This is a genomic window from Parasedimentitalea nitratireducens (assembly GCF_057444295.1).
Genome location: NZ_JBYAXC010000006.1, coordinates 188,659 through 209,240, shown reverse-complemented (window position 1 = coordinate 209,240; position 20,582 = coordinate 188,659). Strand labels below are relative to the sequence as shown.

Below are 20,582 nucleotides of genomic sequence, written 5' to 3'. Positions count from 1 at the left end.
TTGCGTGATTAGATAGCCAGAGGGCAAACGTTCAAACAGGTGTTTCTGAAGATAAGTCCCCCACACTAAAGGTAGGATGTTTCTCCCCCCTCGGCGCATTGCTGATCCCGTCAGTTCTTAAACGGTATGTCGCTGAAAATGGAAATTGCGAAGTCGTGCTGATGAAGGGAGGTCAAAGTGAGTTGCGGCATTGGCTTGCAGCTGGCGATGTCGATCTGGTTGTCACCTACGATATTGGCGAAGTTTACGGCAGTGGCATCACACCAATCTGCCAGCTTCCGGCGCATGCCTTGCTCAGTAAGACAGACCCTCATGCTGAATTGGCCGCAATATCAATGGAGCAGCTTGCCCAAAAACCACATATCCTTTTGGACCTACCAGAAACGCGTGCGTATTTGTTGGTGCTTTTTGACTTCACTGGTCAGCGGCCCGAAATCGGCCTAAGAACACGGACCTATGAAACCATACGTGCCGCCGTGGCCAATGGTTTGGGTGCGTCGATGCTGAATATCCGCCCCTCTGAAACCAGCCCAGGCACTGATACATTGGTCCGGCTACCGATTTCGGATCAGTTAAAACACACGACACTGATGGTCGCCGACCCCTATGGGGATCAGAAGCCGGAATATGTGCGAACATTCATCGAGATCTTGTACCAGTACTTTTACGAATTGGGCCCCGACAAATTTGCTGTTTCGTGACCTGAGCACTTGGGGGCACTCATCTATGCAAAGCCCGATTTGTAACTTCTGACGAGGTTACAGAGATCGTGTTGAACAAAGACGCACCAAGTACCATTCAACGCAAAGGGCGTATTAGCCTATGCGGTTTGAGTGGACACACGGTCTAGTCGTCATGCTTGGGTAAAGTAGCTGTCGGGCAAAGCTTAAGCGGGCCACAAAAGGATTCGGTTTCGGGGAAAGTGGAAGGTGGCATTGTCGGCATTGATTGAGCCGGGACCTGCGTGGCGTTGGCAAAAACTATCAGCACGGTGAGAATGAGGGCGCGCATTGGGTATCTCCGTTTGGTGGAATTGATACCCATGCTTGCTAGGCCTAGCGCATCCATGCGCGCCGAATTTGGAAATCAGTGCAGGTTTTTAGCAATTGGCGATGATTTTCCAGGATCGGTGAATGTATTGGACTGCGCGCGGTGGCGGTATTCTGTTGGGCTGCACCCGATTTCTGCGCGAAAGGCCCGATTAAACGGCCCCACCGAGGCAAAGCCCACCTCATATGCGATTTCCAGAACTGTAGCGTTCATCTGGTCAGGATCTGACAAAGCGGCACAGGCCGCTTCGATCCGCGCCCGATTGATGAAACTTGAGAAGTTGCGAAACCCTAGCCCTTGGTTGATCGCGCGCCGCAAACGGTGCTCGGGCACGGTGAGTTTTCTTGCCAGCGCGCCGATGGTCAGCCCTTCTTCTCGCCAGATGCCTGCGGACATTGCGGATTGGATGTTTGCGATCAGGGCTGGGTCAGCACTTTCATTTTGGACCGGCAAACGGGTGTCTGTTTCCAAGGGCCGTTCACCGGGCCAGCGGTTTGCGTCGGGGCGCAACATCCACACCGCAAATGCGAGGGAAACCACAAGGGTGCCAACAGCCTGCGAAAGAGCCAGCAATAAGCTGTCCTCTTGTAGCAAGCCGGTAGCCTGACCTGCAGTCAGAAACAAGGCGAGGCCGGCGATAGCAGCAGCGAACCAGGGGCGCGCTCGGCAACGGCATTCCACCAAATCATCACGGGTAGACCTGAGCGAGAGCACGAGAAGGCCGCCATAAAGGACCACGGACATTGGCAAACAAACAGAGATAAGGTCAGGAAAGGTCTCATGGGTATACAGCGCAACTGAGGCAGCGAGCGCCACTGCTAGCCAGGGCCAACGTTGACCGGGGGTGTCAAGAAATATGGTCACAATCAACCAGGTAATCGCAGCAGGGGTGAGGCTGGCGATAAGCGTGAGATTTGAAAGCAAAGCTGGGTGAAGGTCGAGAGGCAGACCTGCCGTGATAATCAAAAACGCGGCTTCAGTCAGGGCCAACGCCGCGACTGACAAGCGTCCTTCCAAACTGATGGGCGCGCGCCAAAGCAATAAAGCGAGCAACAGCATGATCGTAATGGCACCGCCGCGCAGCGCAAGATCGAGGTAAATCATTATCGGCCTATTCTTTCCCTCAAGCATTGGATTGGGGTCTTTATAGGGACACGGCCCCCGTTCCGCGCGTCGATTTCTGAAAATGATGCGCCGATTCTGAAAAATGGCGCATTGTGGATGTGTCTCCTCCTACCGGTTTGCGTAAATGTATTGAAAGCTCGGTCGCCCGTTTTGGTTGGAATTGCTAATTGGAGAACAGCCACTGAGACTTAGCTCAGCGAACTGAAATTGTGACGAAAGTTGGGCGAATTCAAGATCGTGCATCACAGCATTCAGCTGGTTTGTTGCTCTATTGCACTAGCCCAAAAGGTGGTGACTGTTTACCTAGGTTAACAAAACCCCAAGAGGGGACTGAGCAGGAATATGACTATGCTTTCTAAGTTTGTGGTGGCTTTGGCCGGTGTGCTGTTGGCCCCCGGAATTGCGTTTGCAGATGCTGCGAATAACAGTGTGCCTCAGGCTGACACTGAGCATTCAAGGGCCCCGTCGCCTTTTGATGGTGCTGGGCGCAAGCGCATTGGCTATGGCCGTCTGGTCACCAATGATTTGATTGGTGACGGTAAGGATCGCTGGCGCACCGGTTCAATCACGACGTCGCGGGTTTACGGTTATTCATGGGATGGCGCAGCGCCTGCGCGGTTTGGCGAGCTATTCGAGCTTCGCATTCAAGGGCAGATCATTGCACCTGAGGACCTGACCTCGGCTGATCCCAGTGATCGTCCTTGGGCTGGCGCATTGTCGTTTGGTGTGCACAGCCACATGCAACGTGGCAACGCCGAGTATGCGCTGGGGGCTGACCTTGTGGTGATTGGGCCGCAGACCCAATTGGACAGCCTGCAAGACACCCTACATGACTGGTTTGGCGCTCCACGGCCGTCAGAAGCGATGTTGGCAATGCAGATCCCCAATAAAATCAGACCAGCACTGGTTGCTGAAGCAGGACAGGTGATTGATCTGGGCCATTCGGTTTCTCTGCGGCCCTTTGCCGAGGCGCGTGCCGGAGATGAGACCTTGGTGAGGGTCGGTGCTGACTTCAATTTTGGTAGTATCGGTCAAAGAGAACTCCTGGTTCGCGAATCTGTGACAGGGCAGCGGTATCGAGCGGTTTATGATTCGGCTCCGGGCTTCAGTTTCACCTTGGGTGGCGATGTGGCCTATGTTGCCGACTCGGTCTATCTACCCGAAGAGCGAGGATATGAGCTGACCAGTCGCCGCGATCGAGCACGGGCTGGTGTGCATTGGCAGGGCGAGAATGCATCCGCGTTTTATGGTGTAACTTATCTGGGTAAGGAATTTGTCGGCCAGAGTGAAGGTCAGCTGACGGGATCCATCCGGTTAAAGTTGAGGTTTTAAGAACACGCTGCAACGGTCTGTTAAACTTTAATCTTTGCCGATGCGGCTGCCTGTGTTAACGAATCGTTAATAAAAAAATAAAGAGCAGGCATACAGGCAAATGAAAACGGGCTTTAAAGGCACGTTTGTCATCTCCTGGTCACAAACAGATGTGGACGGTCTTTCGACCGCCCCAATTGACGCCCTTGATGTGGGCGCAGCATGGTCCTGGCATGGCGAAGCCGTGCGCGTGGATGGACCATCAGAGCTGTTGCGACTGGATATGGCACACGGTGAGGCTGACATTCGGCGCCGGGCTGCACGATCCGTGCGGCGTTTGGTGGGCGCGGCGGTGCAGCACCGGACCGATATCGATTCGGTCGAGGTGGATGATCCGCTGCTAGACAGCAGTTTTGTTGTCACCAATGGGGTGCAAAGTTACACAGTCACCTTGATCGAAGTGGGTCCCGGACAGCGTCCCCTGTTGATGTTCGTGGACGAATTGCCGCCCCGGAATACGGATCTTTGGGTGGTGCACCATTCGTTGGGAACCATTACTGCACCGGACCAGCCCTCGGATGGCGGTGTTATCTGTTTCACGCCGGGCACACGCATTGCCACCCCCGAAGGGCCGCGGTTGGTGGAAAGCCTGCGCGAAGGCGATTGGGTGCAAACTCGTGACAACGGTGCGCAAGAGGTGCTGTGGATCGGTGCCCGCCGGATGAGCGGTGCCCGCCTGTTTGTTATGCCAAAACTGCGCCCGGTGCGAATCAAAGCCGGAGCCCTGGGCATTGACCGCCCCGAAGAGGAGCTGTTGGTGTCGCCTGAACATCGGATGCTTGTCCGAGGTGCCACGGCGCAGGCTTTGTTCAACACCCCCGAGGTGCTGGTCGCTGCGCGGGATCTGGTCAACGGTTCAACCATTATCACTGATTTGGCTGTGCGCGAGGTGACCTATGTTCACCTGTTGCTCAGCGACCATCAGGTACTTTGGGCCAATGGCGTTGAAACCGAGAGTTTTCATCCTGCTAACGCTGCATTGTCGGCCCTGGATGATCAGGACCGGGTTCGCCTGTTGCAGCTCTTACCTGGGCTCGAGCGGGACCCACTGTCTTATGGTGGCTATGCCCGCCGCAATCTAAGCGCTTCGGAAGCGGCCATTTTGGCGCACGAAGCTGCTTAAAACAAAGAATTACTCCTACCTCGCAAAATAGGATGGGGCGCAGTGTTGACTCTGCGCCCCATCCCAATATAAGCGCCGCTCTATTGGTGTTGGTGGACCCCGCAAGGGGATTCCTGTCATGCCGGGATCCTAGGATGTCGAGCAAGAGGACAACGCCCTTCATAGCGGTCCATTCCGGGCCGCGATTTAAACGAAGGATATCAGCCGTGACTAAACGTACAGCTGCCAAATACAAGATTGACCGCCGCATGGGCGAAAACATCTGGGGACGTCCAAAGTCTCCAGTAAATCGTCGTGAATATGGCCCCGGCCAGCACGGTCAGCGCCGTAAGGGCAAGATTTCCGACTTCGGTATCCAGCTGCGCGCCAAGCAGAAGCTCAAGGGCTACTACGGCGATCTGACCGAAAAGCAGTTCCGTCGCATCTACGGCGAAGCTGAGCGTGTTAAAGGCGATACCGGTGAAAACCTGATCGGTCTGCTGGAGCGCCGCCTGGACGCAGTTGTTTACCGCGCCAAGTTCGTTGCAACAGTTTTTGCTGCACGTCAGTTCGTCAACCACGGCCACGTCCTGGTTAACGGCAAGCGCGTCAACATCCCTTCTTATCGTGTTAAAGAAGGTGACGTGATTGAAGTGCGTGACAAGTCCAAGCAGCTTGCGGTTCTGATCGAAGCAACCACTCTGGCCGAGCGCGATGTTCCTGATTACATCGAAACTGACCACTCCAAAATGACTGCCACTTTCGTGCGCACACCTGGTCTGGGCGATGTTCCATACCCAGTTGTCATGGAGCCAAACCTGGTGGTGGAATTCTACGCGAAGAACTAATCATCGCCATACCAGAGATTTTCGAAGGGTCGCCATTGGGCGGCCCTTCTTACGTTTTGGATCATGCAAATTCGATCAGGGGAAAGTTGAGTTTCAGAACAAGATAGGGGTGCCTGTACTGGATATGAGTGTTATCCGTCGCTGCGAAATTGACTGAATCGAGTATTTGCTGATGGGTAATGGGGCGCAGATAGCGATTTCCGGGGTGGTAGTCCGGGAGTTACGCATGATTGCGAGTGACCGGGGTGTAGTACGTGAGTTCGTGCGAGAGGATGATCCCGATTTTCCTGGGTTTGGTCAGGTGCATGTGGTTGAAACCAACCCTGGCGTTGTCCGAGCCTGGTTTCGGCACAGATCACAAGTAGACCAAATTTCAGTGATTTCAGGGCAGTTGCGACTGGTGCTTGTGGATGAACGTCCGGGCAGTGACACCTATGGTGCCAAGATGGACATTCACCTGCGTGCTGATGAGCCGGTTCTGGTCTGCGTTCCCGCGATGGTATGGCACGGGTTCACACCTATCGGCGATGTTCCTGCCGTTTGTATTCAGCAAAACAGTCAGGCCTTTAACCACCAAGAACCGGATGAAGAGAAGCGGGTTTTTGACGATCTACATTTTGGTGTGAACTGGCTATGAGAGGTGAGTTGACGCTTTGGGCTTGGACTGACGACCCCGAGAAGGCTGCAGTGGCTGACGGGGCTGGAGTTGATCGGATTGGCATTGACATTGAACGTATTGGCAAAGCTGAAAGACAACGGGGGTGGGGGTCATGGATTTCGCCCCATCAGTTGAACGCATTGCCCAAGCTGCGTGATAGGGCGGGTCACGCCGAATTGTTCATGCGAACCAATGCGTTGCACAGCGGCAGCGTGGGCGAAGTTGAAGCCGCTTTGGATGCAGGCGTCGAAGTATTGATGTTACCCAACTTCAAAACCTGGGCCGAGTTGGAAGACTTTTCTGAAATCGTTAAGGGACGTACGAAGATCGTACCATTGGTCGAGCGGCTGGATGCGGTTCCACTGATTTCCCGGTTTCCAGATCTAGGTATAGAAGAGTTCCATGTGGGACTGAACGATCTTGGTCGCGATATGAAGATCTCGCAACCTTTGGCGTTGCTGCAGCACTCACTGCTTACGGAAATTGCGGTCGCGGCCCGCACAAGAAATTTGCGATACGGAATTGGTGGCGTGGCAAGGTTGGGCGACACTACGTTGCCTGTATGCCCCGATGTGGTTTTGGCTCAGCTGGTATCTTTGGGGGCTAGCGGAGCACTGCTAACTCGCAGTTTCTGGAAGGGCCTCCGCCTTGATATCCGATCCGTTCAAGAAGCGGTGCAAGCCGTGAGGGCCAGATTCGCGTATTTTAGCCAAAACAACAGAGTTGACGCGAGGCGGGTTTGTTAGAGCCCCAAGTCAGCGTCGCAACTAAATTATTCTCTTGGCGGAGAGCTGAATGAAAATCCACTTGCATGCCAACTGCTGGAACGAGATCCGTATGTTGGATTATTTCTTTCGTCACTACGACGCTTTCGTGGACCAGTATTTTATCTGGGATGACGGATCAACCGATGGATCTCTTGAATACTTGGCACGCCGGTCGGATGTGGTTGTTAAGCCCATGCCGCGCATTCATGCGGAGTCCTACGTCGCTTGCGCACAAGAGTTTTATAACACGGGTTGGCATGAAAGTCGGGGAGAAGCGGATTGGGTGATTGTTACCAATATTGATGAGCATCTGTTTCATCCACGGTTTGCCGAATATTTGGAGGAACAGACCGCTGCAGGCGTTACCGCCATTCCGGCGCTCGGCTATCAGATGTTGTCCGAAACGTTCCCAGATTCTGACGCTTTCTTGTGCCGGGACCTTGTTGTTGGAGCGCCTTGGCACATGATGAGCAAACTTGACTTGTTCAAACCGGAAGCCATTCAAGAGATGAATTATATTCCTGGGCGCCATCAATCGAACCCGACAGGTCGGGTGGTCTATCCCAAGACGGACGAACTGCTGAACTTGCACTACAAATACCTCGACTTGAACTATATCCGCAGTCGCCACAGTGCTGCGAATGCCCGGCGTGGAAAAATCGATCGGGAAAAGGGGTGGGGGAAGAAGTACGCGTTTTCCGAAAGCGAGTTGGAAAGGGATATCAAGCAGTTTCAGCAGCGTGCAATTAACTACCGGAGCCACTACCCAACTGAAGATCACACTGAAGACCGGTGGTGGCGTCAGGTCTCGCAGTCGCAGTCGCAGCCGTCCAGTGCGAAGCGCAGGTCCAAGCTCTTCTCATTTTTGTCCGGATTGTCGGGCTTGAAGTGAAGCCCGCTAGAATTTGATTGGCAATGTTCCCGATTGGATCATAACTTAAGATTAATAAAGCCCTCTAAAAGGGGTAGTTCATCTTGGGAGTATACAAATTGAGAAAAGCTATTACCGCTGTCTTTGCAGTGTTGGCCATGGTTGCAGGCAGTGCCCTGTCTGCCGGGCCATTGAAGCTCACGCCCGCAAACCCGCAGCCTTCGGGACTGCAGGCGGGGCTGAATGTGCGTTACGCTTACCCCAATGATGTCAAAAACCTTGCTCAGGCGCGTAGTGCGCTCAAGTACCGGGTTGAGGCTGGGCGCCCACTCTCGGGACTTGACTATCGCGATACAAACGCTGGCGAGAAGGCGCTAACGTCAAAACGGTCAGAGCGGGTTGTTGCAGATATCTCGGGTTACGTGAAGTTCGACAAACCCGGTATATACACCATAGATTTCCTGACCAACGACGGGCTTCATGCTGTTGTTGGTGGTCAATTGGTTGGAAAATTCGATGGACGCCAAACCTGTCAGGAAACCTATGCGGTTGATGTCGAGGTCCCCAAGGCTGGTTGGTATCCGGTTAAAATACTATATTTCCAACGTCTTGTAACCTCCTGCTTGCACATGCGGAGTGGTCCGAAAGGCGGCCGGGTAACATGGATGCCAAACTCAGCCTTTGGTCGGTAAGTTTTCAGGGCTCGCTGTCTACAAAGGCAGCGGGCGGCCTTCGGCAATTGCTTCCATGGCGAAGTATGACGTAACGCTGTCTAGCTCGACGCCGTCGATCAGGCGTTGATACACACGATCATAACTGGCCATATCCTCGGTCACGACCTTTAGCTGATAATCATAGTCGCCACCGATGCGGTGGAAATCCACCACTTCGGGAATGGTCAATACGTGGCGACGAAAGGTCTGCAACCACTCGGCTGAATGGTGCCGGGTGCGCAACATGACAAACACCACCAGATCCAGCCCAAGCTGTTTGCGGTCTACCCGAGCGGACGAGCCCATCAGCAATCCGCGTTCGTTCAGCACCTTCAATCTGCGCCAACAGGCATTTTGCGACAGTCCAACGGATTCGGCGAGGTCACGTTGCGACAGGCTGGCGTCCCGTTGTAGTGCTCGTAGAATGGCGCGGTCTATCTGATCGATACTTCTGCTCATGTCGTATCATATGACACAAAAAATTCCAAATCTACCCAAGATTTGGTGAGGTTTTCGCGCTCAAATTCGTTCATTCTTCTTGGTAACGAATAGGAGACGCTTCAAATGACCCTCGCAGCCTTTAAATCATCGATCAAAACCGCAGCCCAAGATGGCAGCCTGCAGACGGGTGTGATTGGCGACGGGGTGATGATTCCCGGGCTGAATGGCGATGTACCGCTGGTTTATGCTGACTACGTTGCCTCGGGTCGTGCGCTGCGTCAGGTCGAGGACTTTGTCACCGAACAGGTGCTGCCGTTCTATGCAAACTCTCATACCGAAGCCTCATACTGTGGGTCATATGTTACTCGGATGCGGCGTGAAGCCCGGTCCGAGATTGCTCGTGTTGTTGGCGCGACAGAGGATGACGCGGTGATCTTCACCGGGTCAGGCGCCACCGCGGGTTTGAACCGGCTGGTCAGTTTGATGGGGATTGAAAAGGCTGATCAGCCGGTTGTTTTTATCGGCCCTTATGAGCACCATTCCAACATCCTGCCGTGGCGTGAGAGCAAGGCCAAAGTGGTTGAGATTCCCGAAGCTGCCGAGGGTGGGGTGGATCTGGACGCGCTGCACCACGCGCTGAAGGATCACGCGGGCAGTGATCTCAAAATCGGGAGCTTTTCGGCGGCTTCCAATGTGACAGGTATTATTACCGACCCGGACCCAATTTGCCGCTTATTGCACGCCCATGACGCGTTGGCTGTCTGGGACTATGCGGGGGCTGGCCCCTATCTGTCGATCGACATGGGGGCGAATGGTGCAGAACGCAAAGATGCTGTTGTGGTCTCTCCACACAAGTTCCCGGGCGGCCCAGGATCCACCGGGGTCTTGATTGTCAACAAATCCGTTGTACGCCGTGACTGTCCGTCATGGCCCGGTGGAGGCACCGTTAGCTTTGTTTCGCCTTGGTCACATGAATACAGTGATGATTTGGCAGCCCGCGAAGAGGCCGGAACCCCGAATGTAGTGGGCGATATCCGTGCTGCATTGGTGTTCTTGGTCAAGGAAGCAGTTGGACAGCAGGAGATTGAGGTCAAAGAGGAACACTTTGCCGCCATGGCGCGTAAAGGTTGGGCGGATAATCCGAATTTGACATTGCTGGGTCATGAAACGGCGTCTCGCTTGCCCATTTTCTCATTTCTGGTGACAGGCAACTCAGGCGCACCAGTGCATCAGCAACTGTTCACTCGTATGCTTAGCGATATCTATGGTATCCAGGCGCGCGGAGGCTGCGCCTGCGCAGGCCCATATGCCCATCGCTTGCTGGATATTGATCACAAGGCCTCGGATGAGTTATTTGCCGACCTTAAGGCGGGCAAGGAAATGCGCAAGCCGGGCTGGGTACGTCTCAACTTCTCGTATCTGATGAGCGATGAAAAAGCGCAATACATCATCGACAGTGTCAATGAATTGTCCCGCAATGCCGAAGAGCTGACTTCGCGCTATTCGGTGGATCAGAGCACCGCACGGTTCAAGGCGCAGGCCGCTTAAACTAATTCTTATTCCTGCGTCATCAAGAGGCTAGCCAAACGGGGTAGCCTGCCGACTGTTCGCTTTCGCGGGCCAACCTACATTGATGCCATGTGGCTATTAATTGGTTGGAGCTGTGAAATATGACGCTCAAGTTATCCGCCGCCGTTGGCGACAAAAAACGCATTACCAAGCCTGATCCAAAGAAAGATAAGGGCAAGTTTGGGCCGGTCAAAAATATTGCTGCGGATGTCGAGCTGGTGCGGCTGATGCTCAAGGCGAACGGATATACGATCGATGTCCATGGCAAGTGCGATGCCGGGCTGATTTCGTTGATCCGTGATTTCCAGAAAAAGAAGCTAGGGTTCAAGAAACCCGATGGTATTGTAGATCCAGGTGGTCGCACATGGAGTGCTGGGCTGCCCAAACTGGCCGCGCAGGTTTCTGCGGATGCCAAGATTGAGGTTTATGAGGTCACCGAGGGTGGCAAAACCAAATTTGTGTCCAAGGCAGAATACGAGGCCGGGCAAAAGGCGCTCAAGCACGAAATGCTGTCCAAGGCCAATATGATGTATAATCAGGCCGAAACTTGGTCGGATTTCTGCAGCGCCGTAGAACAAACTCGTCAATCCGCCGATGGTTTTATGATGGCGTTGGCTGAGTTTACTGTCAGCATGGTCAACGACAAGACGGACCCGCCCTGGGACAAAATTCTGGACGCTCGCAGTCAGGCGTCGTCTCTGAGATCTGCCGTTAATCGAGCTAAACCGGACTGGGTTAAAGTCCTTAAAGAGGACAAGAAAGCGACCAAAGCCTATATGAAAGGCGGTAAGGCTTTCCATAAATTCATTGATGAACGCATCAGCACCGCCAGCAAGATTGTTGGTACGCTGGAGGTTGTGCGCGATACCTCTTTCACAGTGGTTGAGGCGTATATCACAGCCAAGTTGGTGGTGACAAAGGGCATGTCACCAGCCAAAGCCAACGCCGTTGCCGCAGCCAGTACCGAAGCGTTGAAATCGGGTGCAGGGCAGTTTGGCGAATATGCGGCAGGCAACAAGGTGACCTGGGACAGTGCGGCCAAGAAGGTTTTTATCGACAGTTTCATTGCCGGGTTGGCTGGTGCGGCTGGCGGCAAGCTAGGGGCTGCACTGAGTAAGGGGCTGGCTGGAAAACTGGCCGCCAAGGTGATGCCGAAACTGACGGGAAAGATTTCCAAGAAGGTAGGCACGGCGTTTTTCACACGTTTTTTGACCTCCAAGGCCGGCGAGGCAATGGTGACCACGGCGCTGAAAGAGGTCATCGGACTGTTCAAACCCGTCATCGAAAAGGGGCGTCCTCCGAATGCCAAAGAGATCAAAGAGGCTGTCGCCAAGACCCTGACGGCTGGCATTTTGACCCATGCCTCGTTTAAGGCTTTGGAAGGCTTCACCAAGCATCTGCCTGGGGCAACCGAGAAGTTCTTGTCTAAAACCCTGGCGCCAAAAGTCATGGAAGGTATGCGCAAGGATCTGGTGAAGCTCTATGGTGCGGATACTGTCGATGATCTCATCGCCAAGCATGGCGATGAGATCTTTATGAAGGTCACCGATATGCTTGGCGGAAAAATCGCGGATAAGGTTGCGATTGATGTGATCAACGGGTCTGACGGGTCGCAATCAGCCAGTCAGATGCAGAAAATCGCCAATGAGAAGCTGCGCAAGGATGCAGATTTGCGCAAACGGATCGAGGCGATCATCAAAGCCGAGGCCAAGCGCAAGGCCAAGAAGCTACAGCCCGCGCGCTGAAACCTGCGCTAAAGACGCATCTTTGATCTTGCGGCTTTCCCAAATCCATTGGGGAAGCTATTAGGGTTTTCGACAAGGAGCCCTATGCATGAACAAGATCACACCGCAGCCCGGCATTATGGAGATTGCCCTATATCAGGGTGGCCAGAGCCAGCTGGCAGGCCATGCGGAGCCGCTGAAACTCAGTTCCAATGAAAACCCGTTTGGCCCCAGCCCGATGGCGGTTGAGGCTGCGGCGGCCCAGATGGCATCCATGCATCGCTATCCCAGCACCGATCACGGCGCGCTGCGCACTGCCATTGCTGAGATGCATGGGGTGAAGTCCGACAATGTGATTTGCGGTGTTGGCTCGGATGAGATTATCCACTTTCTGTGTCAGGCCTATGCCGGGCCGGGATCCGAGGTCATTCACACGGAACATGGCTTTGCGATGTATCGCATCAGTACCTTGGCGGCGGGGGCGACCCCGGTCGAGGTGCCCGAGTGCGACCGTTATGTGGATGTGGATGCGATCTTGGACGCGGTCACCGAAGCCACAAGCCTTGTGTTCATCGCCAATCCAGCCAACCCAACGGCGACACTGTTACCGAAGGAAGAGATCGAGCGTCTGGCGGATGGTCTGCCCAAAAGCTGCCTGCTAGTGCTGGATGGGGCCTATGTTGAGTTTGCAGAAGGCTATGACGGTGGCCGGTCTTTGGTTGAAACACACGACAACGTTGTGATGACCCGCACCTTCTCGAAGCTTTATGGGCTGGGTGGATTGCGCGTGGGCTGGGGCTATGCACCATTGCCGGTGATCGAAGTGCTGAACCGCATTCGCGGGCCGTTTAACCTTTCCAATGCTGCCCTGTCAGGGGCCGAAGCGGCGCTGGCGGATAAGGATTGGGTGGCAGAGTGTTTGCAAATCAATGCAGACGAGCGTGCCCGATTGACCGGCGGGCTGCGCCAGCTTGGTATCAGCTGCGATGACAGTGCCGCCAATTTTGTACTGGCTCGTTTTGAGAATGAGGCTGAGGCGCTGGCAGCGGATACCTACCTGAAAGAGCAGGGCATCATTGTGCGTCATCCCAAAAGCTATAATCTGCCGCATTGCCTGCGCATTACCGTTGGCCGCCCCGAGGATAACACTCGTGTGCTGTCGGCACTGACCAATTTCAAACACCAGGCCGAGGACGTTCCTGCATGAGCACCCAAGTTTACAACCGTGTGGCCCTTATTGGCTTGGGTTTGATTGCATCGTCAATGTACTGGGCGATCAAACGGGGTGGTCTGGTTGGTGAAGTCACGGGTTATGCCCGCAGCGATGCAACCCGCGACAAAGCACGTGAGATTGGCCTGTGCGACCGGGTCTGTGATAGTGCCGCCGAGGCGGTTGAAGGGGCGGATCTGGTGGTTCTCTGTGTGCCCGTAGGTGCGATGGGCCCTGTGATGAAGGACATCGCGGGTTCATTGATGCCCGGTGCAACCGTGTCTGACGTGGGATCTGTCAAACGTCATGTGATCGAAGCGGTGCAGCCACATATTCCATCAGGTGTACATTTTGTGCCCGCGCACCCGCTGGCCGGAACCGAACATTCCGGCCCCGAGGCTGGCTTTGCCGAGCTGTATGACAACCGCTGGTGCCTGTTGGTGCCTGTTGAGGGCAGCGATCCTGAAGCCGTCGCCAAACTGCGGGCCCTGTGGGAGGGCATGGGGTCGAACGTGGACGAGATGGACGCCGATCACCACGATCTGGTGCTGGCCGTCACCAGCCACACACCTCACCTGATTGCCTATACCATGGTGGGGGTTGCTGATGACCTGCGCAGAGTAACCGACAGCGAAGTGATCAAGTATTCGGCAGCGGGTTTTCGGGATTTCACCCGGATTGCAGCCTCGGACCCCACAATGTGGCGGGATGTTTTTCTGACCAACAAAGAAGCGACGCTGGAAATTCTGGGGCGCTTCACCGAAGAGCTGTTTGCCCTGCAACGCGCGATCCGTACCGGCGACGGAGAGCAGTTGCACGACTATTTCACCCACACCCGCGCCATCCGTCGCGGTATCATCGAGGCTGGTCAGGACACTGACGCGCCAGATTTCGGTCGCACACATGGAGTGTCACCAACAGAAGGACAGGAAAAATGAGCATGCGGGCGGCTGTTGCGGTGTTGATGATGATGGCGTTACCGGCTGGTGGTGCCGCGCCTAAAACTTCATTGCGCCCTGAGCCCCGCCCAGTTGCCGAGGTTCAGTTGGCGGCTTTGGTGCAACCCAATATGCCGAACCCTTTGGTGCGTCCGGTTGTCCGACCCCTGTCGGATCAAATTGTGAGTGCTGCAGCCCGCCCTGCTGATCTGCAGTCCCTGGGCCCCGAGCTGTCTTTGCGTCCAGTGTTACGCCCGGATAGCGTGGTAGAACAGGCCTGGTTCAAACGCCGCCAGCTTCGCAAAGGTTCAGTCTGCGGTGATCTTGATATTCAAGGTGAAGTGATCGGCGCAGTGCCGGCCAAGTTGAACGGTTGCGGTGTCAGCAATGCTGTTCGTGTACGTTCGGTTGCAGGGGTGACCCTTAGCCAGCCTTCGGTGATGACCTGTCAAACGGCTGAAGCGCTGAATGCCTGGGTCGACAAAGGTCTTCAGCCCGCGTTTCGCCGGTCTAACAAGGTGGTAAGCCTGCGCATCGCGGCGCATTATTCATGCCGAACCCGTAACAATCGTCCCGGAGCCCGGATTTCGGAGCATGGCAAGGGTAAAGCAATTGATATTTCAGGCTTTACTCTGGAGAACGGAGAAACCGTGACGGTTCTGGAAGGGTGGCAAGGTCGCGGTCATAAGAAACGCCTGCGCAAGGCTTGGAATGCCGCTTGTCAGTACTTTGGAACGGTTCTGGGCCCCGAAGCCGACCGCTATCACCGCGATCATTTTCATTTTGACACCGCCAGCCACCGCAATGGGTCTTACTGTCGTTGATGTAAACTGCGTCGGCGCAGACACCAGCACAGTTTGATCTTGCGCCGCGGCAGCGGCGCCACGCCCAACGGGAGGACGGCATCATAGATGCCAAACGTCCGGCGGGAGATGTTGCTATCTAAGGATCAGTCGCGGGGCTGGTCCCAACGGAATTGGGCCAAGGGCCATTTGGCCGTTTCTGAAAATGAGCTGGGTATCGAGATCCTGGGGATTACCGGCAAGTCCTGCAAACAGGGTCAAGACACGCTCGACCCCATCACGGGCGCTTGCGGCCAATGCGCCAGCCCCTTCAGCCATTCCCAACATCTGACGCCAGTTTTCAACTTTTAGCGTAAGAGTACCGGTTGGAATCCCAGCTTCATCTACCTCCAATGACCCGGATGCATTCAGGCGCAGGGCACCCCAATGGGCGTCGGCGAGGTTTAACTGGATGTGGCGGGGCTGCGGTCGGCGCAGCTCTATCGCAGAGCGATCCCATGCGGTGTCAAATGTCACCTCCATGTCCAGCTCCAGTGCCTCAAAGGTTTCTGGCAACGCATCGGTGGCTGCCAGCGTCTTCCGTATTGCAGAACCTGGGGCAAAATTGGTGGCGGCCATCGCCAATTGATAGCGCTCTGGAGTTTCGGTTTGGGTCATTCCAAGCTGCAAGGAGCTGGCACTCATCGTCACCTGGTCGCCGTTGCTGAACTGCCATGGACCGCTGGTTAGCGCTAGTTTCTCAAGCGACAGTGCCAATCCGGGGGCCAGGTACAGTTGGGCTTGCAAGTCTTCGGCCTGCAAGACTGCAGTTTGGTCAAAATAAGACAGGCGCTGTGGCGTTGGCGCAAATCGTAACTCTTGGTGCCCCGGCCAGATCGCGGGGCTGTCGATTTCAAGCCAGTCAGCGCGCCACGCCGTTCCGGTGCCTGGGTCGGCTAGGGTAGGGTGTTCAATCCGGGTGGTATGACGGCTGGGGTATCCGTCTCTGGTCATGGCGGAATACTCAGCCTGCCAGCCTTGGCGTTGCTGTTCTGCGAACCAGGCACTGATGCCAGATTGCAGGCCCCAGCCTACCGCAAACCAATAAATTGACCATATCAAGACCACAGCCAATAGAATTTTTGCCAATCGCAGCATTAAGGGACTCTTTTGCTCAAACAAGTTTTGCTGTTTATAAGCCGTAAACCAGAGAGGGCCAGTGCTATGACGATGTGGGTGTTTGGATATGGATCTTTGCTGTGGCATCCGGGCTTTCCGGTCGCCCGTAGCGAAGTGGCTACTTTGCCTGGCTATGCCCGGTCCTTTTGCATGAGTTCGATCCATCACCGAGGCAGCGAGGAGAAGCCCGGACTGGTTCTGGCGCTGGATGAGAACGAGAGCACCCATTGCACTGGCTTGGCTCTGGCGGTCGAAACAGGACACGAAGAAAAAACGCTAGCTGAACTGCGCGAACGGGAGTTGATCTCTTCGGCCTATTTGGAACGCGACCTGCAGGTCGAACTCGCAAGTGGTGAGACAGTAACGGCTGTTACCTATGTCATTGATCCGCATCATGTGCAGTATTGCGGAGGGTTGAGCCTGGAAGAGCAGGCACAGATCATTGCTGTCGCAGTTGGTGGACGCGGGCCAAATCCCGAGTATTTGTTCAACACAGCAGCCCATTTGGCTGAAATCGGTCTTAGAGACGATGATCTAGATTGGTTGACCAGCCGTGTGCAGCAGCTAAGCGCATAAAATCTTGGCGCTTTGGAACTTTAAACTGTAGGCTTTGCAACAAGAGCAGAGTTTAAGTCAGGAATACCCACGTATGGCGCAGCCAGACCGCGAGACCCGTGTGCAATTTTCGCAACCGGTCCGCCAAATCATGATGATGTTAATTGCGTTGGGCCTGTCAGGTTTTGGCGCTTTTGTGGCCTTGCCACGGGTTTTGCCAGTATTCCAGGCCAATCCTTGGCTAAACGGGTTCATTGTTCTGGTCTTTGTCTTTGGCGTGCTGGCCTGTTTCTGGCAAGTGATCCAGCTCATCGGTTCGGTGCGCTGGATTGAGCGTTTTGCGGCTGGTGAAGCGGATGCAAGCGTCCGACCGCCGTCGCTGTTGGCGCCACTTGCCACGATGCTCAGTTCGCGTGCCGCGCGGATGCAGCTTGGCTCCTCTTCCACTCGGTCGATCTTGGATTCGGTTGCCACCCGTGTCGATGAAGAGCGCGAGATTACCCGGTACATCGTCAACCTGCTGATTTTCCTCGGCCTGCTGGGGACATTTTATGGGCTTGCCACCACGGTGCCGGCGGTGGTTGAAACAATCCGCAGCTTGGCGCCGCAAGACGGCGAAGAAAGCCTGGATGTGTTCAAGCGCCTGATGACTGGGCTGGAATCGCAACTAGGCGGTATGGGCACGGCGTTTGCCTCGTCGCTGCTGGGGCTGGCCGGGTCGCTGATTGTTGGCCTGTTGGAACTGTTTGCCGGCCATGGGCAAAACCGATTTTACCGCGAGCTGGAAGAGTGGCTGTCCACATTCACGCGGGTTAGCTTTTCTTCTGGCGAAGAAGGCAGTGGAGACACGGGAGTGGTGGCTGAGGTGCTGGACACCATGGCCGAGCAGATGGACGCCTTGCAGGCCCTGTTTGTGCAGTCTGCCGAAGGCCGGGATATGGTCAACGAGAAGCTTTCGACTCTGGTAGACAGTATTTCTGCGATGAATGACCGACAGGATCAGAATGATACGATTGCGGCATCGCTAGAACGGGTTGCCGTGGGGCAAGAGGCTCTGACCGAAGTGATGCGGTCCTATGGCAGTGATGCAGGGATCGACGCAGAAAGCCGGATGCGCCTTCGTTCTATTGATGTGCAGATGCTGCGCATCCTCGAGGAAATCTCGGCAGGGCGCCAAGAGAGCCTGGCAGTGTTGCGCCGTGATATCGATACACTAGTCAAAACATTTGCCCGTCCCCGCGGTCGCGCCCGGGCTGCACTTAACCCTGACGGCGGGGAGAGTTAAGTCATGTCCTTGTCACGGCGCACAGGACAAAGGTTCCAGGCCTCGATCTGGCCCGGTTTTGTCGATGCGATGACCGGGTTGCTTCTGGTTCTGATGTTCTTGCTCACCATTTTTATGGTGGTGCAATTTGTCTTACGCGAAACCATCACCGGGCAAGAAGATGAATTGGATGCCCTGGCTGCCGAGGTCGGTGCCTTGGCCGACGCCCTGGGCTTGGAAGAGCGGGCCAACAATCAGCTGAATGCCCGTTTGGGCGCGCTAAGTGCGACGTTGAATGACACCCAAGGGGATCTGGACCGAACCCAAACACAGTTGAGTGAGCAAGCAACTTTGATTGCATCGCTGACAGGCGAGCGGGACCGTCAGGCCTCGGAACTGGCGGATGCCGCATCCCGGATCACATCGTTCGAGGCCCAGGTGGCGACATTGCTGGCTGGGCGGGATCAGGCCAATGCCAGTATTGCGGCGCTACAGGCCGATCAGGAAGCTCTGGAACAGGCAAGAGCGGAACTTTTGTCAGAACGTGACGCGCTGAACCTGGCATTGGCGCAAAGTCGATCCGAAATTGACACACAGGTTGAAGCTGCCCGGCTGGCCGCGGCCAAACGTGAAGCACTGGAAGCCTTGATCGCGGGACTGGAGCAAGAAGGTACAGATCGCGCAGCCGAGCTTGCCGATGCTCAGCAACAACTGAGCGACGAGGAAGCCGCACGTCTGGTAGAAGCCGCTGCCGCTGAAGCCTTGCGTGAGAAGCTGGCGACTGCGGATACCGAACTGACTGCCATGACCCTGGCGCTTGAGGCCCAGCGGCAGGAAGCCGAAGATACACTGACTCTGCTGGCTGCTGCCAACGCCGCCAAGGAAACTTTGGATACCCAATTGGCCGAGGCTCTGGATGCAATCGATGCCGCCAAAGCACAGACGCGTGAGCGCGATGAGTTGGCCGAGCGCCTGACCCGTGTTCTGGCTCAAATGCAGGTGGCACAATCCAGCGCCGAGGCACGTGTAACTGCGTTGGATGCTGAGATTGGACAAATCAGAGCGGAAAGTGTCGCGATTCGAGAGCGGCTATCGGCGGAATTGGCTCAAGCGCGTGAAGAGGCTGTCCAGACGCGTGATGCGCTGGCGGCAGAGCTGGCCAATCAACGGGCTGCAAATGTGCAATCAGAGTCCGAATACCAGGCTGAATTGCAGAGAATGCAGATTGAACATGCCGCCGCGCAGTCGAAGTTAGAGACACAGATTGCAGCGCTGCAGGCAACGGCTGAGGCGGAACAGCGTGGATTGCAGCAAAGGTTGGCAGACCTGCAGGCCGAGGCCGCAAGTGCCGAAGCAACACTGACAACACAGCTGGATCAGGTGCGGGCTGATCTCGTCGCCTCGAGATCTGCTGCCACGTCAACCCAAGAAGAGCGTGCCGCAATTGAAAGCCGTTTGCTACAAGCGCTGGAAGCTCTGGAAAAAGCCCAAGTGGCGGCGACGGATCAAGAAATTCTGCAAAGCCGCTTGATGGCCGCACTGGCCCAGCAAGCCGAGGCCGAGGGGCGCGCAGCGGAACAGCTGTCTTTGGCTGAACAACGCGCGGCCCTGTTGGCACAGGCGCAAGATGCCTTGGCTGGTGAAAAAGAAATTTCCGCTGATGCACAGCGCCAGACTGCGTTGCTTAATCAGCAAATCGCTGCACTAAGGAACCAGCTTGGTAGTTTGCAGGCCCTGTTGGATGATGGGCAAGTACGCGATATTGCCCAACAGGTTCAGTTGCAGAACTTGGGTAAGGACCTGAACGCAGCGCTGGCACGTGCAGCCTCGGAAGAGCGCAAGCGCCGTCTGCTGGAAGAGGCTGAACGCAAGAGATTGGAAGCAGAGGCGATTGAACTGGCCAGCCGGGCAACGGATTTGGAGGCTCAGGCTGAAGACTTGGAACGGTACAGGTCCGAGTTCTTTGGTCGCTTGCGCGATGTACTGGGCAATCAGGAAGGCGTGCGGATCGAAGGGGATCGTTTTGTCTTTGCCTCTGAGGTGCTGTTTCCACCGGGTGGCTACAATCTGTCACCCGAAGGAGAAGTCGAAATTGCCAAAGTCGCCCACATCCTTAGCGGTGTGGCGGATGACATCCCCCCCAGCATCGACTGGGTGATCCGGGTTGATGGTCACACAGACGATGTGCCACTGACTGGGCATTCCAAATATGCAGACAACTGGGAGCTTAGTCAGGGCAGGGCGCTATCTGTGGTTCGTTTCCTGGTCGAGGTATTGGGCATTGCCCCCAGCCGTCTCTCAGCCAATGGGTTTGGAGAATATCAGCCGATCAACCCAGCAGACACAGCCCAGGCGCGGTCTCAGAACCGTCGGATCGAGCTGAAATTTACCGAGAAATAGGCTTCGATGCACGCT

Annotated in this window: 18 protein-coding genes and 1 pseudogene; 16 read left to right on the top strand and 3 right to left on the bottom strand. The window is 55.4% G+C overall.

From position 1 onward, the window contains the following. Positions 1-62: 62 nt before the first annotated feature. Positions 63-701, top strand: a pseudogene (locus tag AC2T28_RS17785) (LysR substrate-binding domain-containing protein); the annotation flags it as partial. 385 nt (positions 702-1,086) lie between these two features. Here the strand turns inward: AC2T28_RS17785 and AC2T28_RS17780 are convergent. After that, positions 1,087-2,154, bottom strand: coding sequence for a helix-turn-helix domain-containing protein (locus tag AC2T28_RS17780; RefSeq protein ID WP_486749984.1), 1,068 nt, complete (start codon positions 2,152-2,154; stop codon positions 1,087-1,089). Between the two features lie 363 nt (positions 2,155-2,517). On the opposite strand from AC2T28_RS17780, the gene AC2T28_RS17775 reads away from it, so the two are divergent. From AC2T28_RS17775 to AC2T28_RS17745, 7 genes are all read left to right on the top strand, one after another. Then, positions 2,518-3,507: a lipid A-modifier LpxR family protein gene (locus tag AC2T28_RS17775; protein ID WP_486749983.1), complete on the top strand. Its 990-nt coding sequence runs from the start codon at positions 2,518-2,520 to the stop codon at positions 3,505-3,507. Between the two features lie 100 nt (positions 3,508-3,607). Continuing rightward, positions 3,608-4,669: a Hint domain-containing protein gene (locus AC2T28_RS17770; RefSeq protein ID WP_486749982.1), complete on the top strand. Its 1,062-nt coding sequence runs from the start codon at positions 3,608-3,610 to the stop codon at positions 4,667-4,669. Positions 4,670-4,875: 206 nt separating this feature from the next. Next, on the top strand, positions 4,876-5,496 hold the full coding sequence (gene rpsD / locus AC2T28_RS17765) for a 30S ribosomal protein S4 (RefSeq protein ID WP_486749981.1): 621 nt from the start codon (positions 4,876-4,878) through the stop codon (positions 5,494-5,496). 172 nt (positions 5,497-5,668) lie between these two features. Next, positions 5,669-6,133 carry a dTDP-4-dehydrorhamnose 3,5-epimerase family protein gene (locus AC2T28_RS17760; RefSeq protein ID WP_486749980.1) on the top strand — a complete coding sequence of 155 codons (465 nt, stop codon included), beginning with the start codon at positions 5,669-5,671 and terminating at the stop codon, positions 6,131-6,133. Next, positions 6,130-6,900 carry a hypothetical protein gene (locus tag AC2T28_RS17755; protein WP_486749979.1) on the top strand — a complete coding sequence of 257 codons (771 nt, stop codon included), beginning with the start codon at positions 6,130-6,132 and terminating at the stop codon, positions 6,898-6,900. Before AC2T28_RS17760 ends, AC2T28_RS17755 begins: the two co-directional genes overlap by 4 nt. 49 nt (positions 6,901-6,949) lie before the next feature. After that, positions 6,950-7,813 carry a glycosyltransferase family 2 protein gene (locus AC2T28_RS17750; protein ID WP_486749978.1) on the top strand — a complete coding sequence of 288 codons (864 nt, stop codon included), beginning with the start codon at positions 6,950-6,952 and terminating at the stop codon, positions 7,811-7,813. A gap of 137 nt (positions 7,814-7,950) precedes the next feature. Further along, positions 7,951-8,484, top strand: a complete 534-nt coding sequence (locus AC2T28_RS17745; protein WP_486750009.1) for a PA14 domain-containing protein — start codon at positions 7,951-7,953, stop codon at positions 8,482-8,484. A gap of 18 nt (positions 8,485-8,502) precedes the next feature. Here the strand turns inward: AC2T28_RS17745 and AC2T28_RS17740 are convergent, their stop codons facing one another. Next, positions 8,503-8,964: an Lrp/AsnC family transcriptional regulator gene (locus AC2T28_RS17740; protein WP_486749977.1), complete on the bottom strand. Its 462-nt coding sequence runs from the start codon at positions 8,962-8,964 to the stop codon at positions 8,503-8,505. Between the two features lie 105 nt (positions 8,965-9,069). On the opposite strand from AC2T28_RS17740, the gene AC2T28_RS17735 reads away from it, so the two are divergent. From AC2T28_RS17735 to AC2T28_RS17715, 5 genes are all read left to right on the top strand, one after another. Beyond that, positions 9,070-10,494 carry an aminotransferase class V-fold PLP-dependent enzyme gene (locus AC2T28_RS17735; protein WP_486749976.1) on the top strand — a complete coding sequence of 475 codons (1,425 nt, stop codon included), beginning with the start codon at positions 9,070-9,072 and terminating at the stop codon, positions 10,492-10,494. A 122-nt stretch (positions 10,495-10,616) separates the two neighbouring features. Next, positions 10,617-12,260 carry a peptidoglycan-binding protein gene (locus AC2T28_RS17730; protein WP_486749975.1) on the top strand — a complete coding sequence of 548 codons (1,644 nt, stop codon included), beginning with the start codon at positions 10,617-10,619 and terminating at the stop codon, positions 12,258-12,260. A gap of 88 nt (positions 12,261-12,348) precedes the next feature. Further along, positions 12,349-13,446: a histidinol-phosphate transaminase gene (gene hisC / locus AC2T28_RS17725; RefSeq protein WP_486749974.1), complete on the top strand. Its 1,098-nt coding sequence runs from the start codon at positions 12,349-12,351 to the stop codon at positions 13,444-13,446. Next, a complete protein-coding gene (locus tag AC2T28_RS17720) occupies positions 13,443-14,387 on the top strand; it encodes a prephenate/arogenate dehydrogenase family protein (protein WP_486749973.1) in 945 nt (314 codons plus the stop codon). Before hisC ends, AC2T28_RS17720 begins: the two co-directional genes overlap by 4 nt. Before the next feature lie 2 nt (positions 14,388-14,389). Further along, on the top strand, positions 14,390-15,211 hold the full coding sequence (locus AC2T28_RS17715) for an extensin-like domain-containing protein (protein ID WP_486749972.1): 822 nt from the start codon (positions 14,390-14,392) through the stop codon (positions 15,209-15,211). 114 nt (positions 15,212-15,325) lie between these two features. Here AC2T28_RS17715 and AC2T28_RS17710 read toward each other — a convergent pair whose 3' ends face one another. Continuing rightward, on the bottom strand, positions 15,326-16,327 hold the full coding sequence (locus tag AC2T28_RS17710; protein ID WP_486749971.1) for a DUF2125 domain-containing protein: 1,002 nt from the start codon (positions 16,325-16,327) through the stop codon (positions 15,326-15,328). A gap of 66 nt (positions 16,328-16,393) precedes the next feature. Between AC2T28_RS17710 and AC2T28_RS17705 the strand changes: the two genes are divergently transcribed. The 3 genes from AC2T28_RS17705 (at position 16,394) to AC2T28_RS17695 (ending at position 20,567) form a co-directional block, all read left to right on the top strand. Then, positions 16,394-16,924, top strand: coding sequence for a gamma-glutamylcyclotransferase (locus AC2T28_RS17705; RefSeq protein ID WP_486749970.1), 531 nt, complete (start codon positions 16,394-16,396; stop codon positions 16,922-16,924). A 73-nt stretch (positions 16,925-16,997) separates the two neighbouring features. Further along, positions 16,998-18,188 (top strand): biopolymer transporter ExbB, encoded by a 1,191-nt coding sequence (locus AC2T28_RS17700; RefSeq protein ID WP_486749969.1) that lies wholly within the window; start codon positions 16,998-17,000, stop codon positions 18,186-18,188. Positions 18,189-18,191: 3 nt separating this feature from the next. Further along, positions 18,192-20,567: a peptidoglycan -binding protein gene (locus AC2T28_RS17695; RefSeq protein WP_486749968.1), complete on the top strand. Its 2,376-nt coding sequence runs from the start codon at positions 18,192-18,194 to the stop codon at positions 20,565-20,567. The last annotated feature ends 15 nt before the right edge of the window (positions 20,568-20,582 follow it).

Coding starts and splice junctions, on each gene's coding strand:
- AC2T28_RS17745 (WP_486750009.1), top strand. CDS start 7,951: ATGGTTGCAGGCAGTGCCCTGTCTGCCGGGCCATTGAAGCTCACGCCC.
- AC2T28_RS17715 (WP_486749972.1), top strand. CDS start 14,390: ATGCGGGCGGCTGTTGCGGTGTTGATGATGATGGCGTTACCGGCTGGT.
- AC2T28_RS17695 (WP_486749968.1), top strand. CDS start 18,192: ATGTCCTTGTCACGGCGCACAGGACAAAGGTTCCAGGCCTCGATCTGG.
- AC2T28_RS17760 (WP_486749980.1), top strand. CDS start 5,669: ATGGGTAATGGGGCGCAGATAGCGATTTCCGGGGTGGTAGTCCGGGAG.
- AC2T28_RS17700 (WP_486749969.1), top strand. CDS start 16,998: ATGGCGCAGCCAGACCGCGAGACCCGTGTGCAATTTTCGCAACCGGTC.
- AC2T28_RS17780 (WP_486749984.1), bottom strand. CDS start 2,154: ATGATTTACCTCGATCTTGCGCTGCGCGGCGGTGCCATTACGATCATG.
- AC2T28_RS17755 (WP_486749979.1), top strand. CDS start 6,130: ATGAGAGGTGAGTTGACGCTTTGGGCTTGGACTGACGACCCCGAGAAG.
- AC2T28_RS17735 (WP_486749976.1), top strand. CDS start 9,070: ATGACCCTCGCAGCCTTTAAATCATCGATCAAAACCGCAGCCCAAGAT.
- AC2T28_RS17770 (WP_486749982.1), top strand. CDS start 3,608: ATGAAAACGGGCTTTAAAGGCACGTTTGTCATCTCCTGGTCACAAACA.
- AC2T28_RS17705 (WP_486749970.1), top strand. CDS start 16,394: ATGACGATGTGGGTGTTTGGATATGGATCTTTGCTGTGGCATCCGGGC.
- AC2T28_RS17775 (WP_486749983.1), top strand. CDS start 2,518: ATGACTATGCTTTCTAAGTTTGTGGTGGCTTTGGCCGGTGTGCTGTTG.
- AC2T28_RS17720 (WP_486749973.1), top strand. CDS start 13,443: ATGAGCACCCAAGTTTACAACCGTGTGGCCCTTATTGGCTTGGGTTTG.
- AC2T28_RS17730 (WP_486749975.1), top strand. CDS start 10,617: ATGACGCTCAAGTTATCCGCCGCCGTTGGCGACAAAAAACGCATTACC.
- AC2T28_RS17710 (WP_486749971.1), bottom strand. CDS start 16,327: ATGCTGCGATTGGCAAAAATTCTATTGGCTGTGGTCTTGATATGGTCA.
- AC2T28_RS17740 (WP_486749977.1), bottom strand. CDS start 8,964: ATGAGCAGAAGTATCGATCAGATAGACCGCGCCATTCTACGAGCACTA.
- hisC (WP_486749974.1), top strand. CDS start 12,349: ATGAACAAGATCACACCGCAGCCCGGCATTATGGAGATTGCCCTATAT.
- AC2T28_RS17750 (WP_486749978.1), top strand. CDS start 6,950: ATGAAAATCCACTTGCATGCCAACTGCTGGAACGAGATCCGTATGTTG.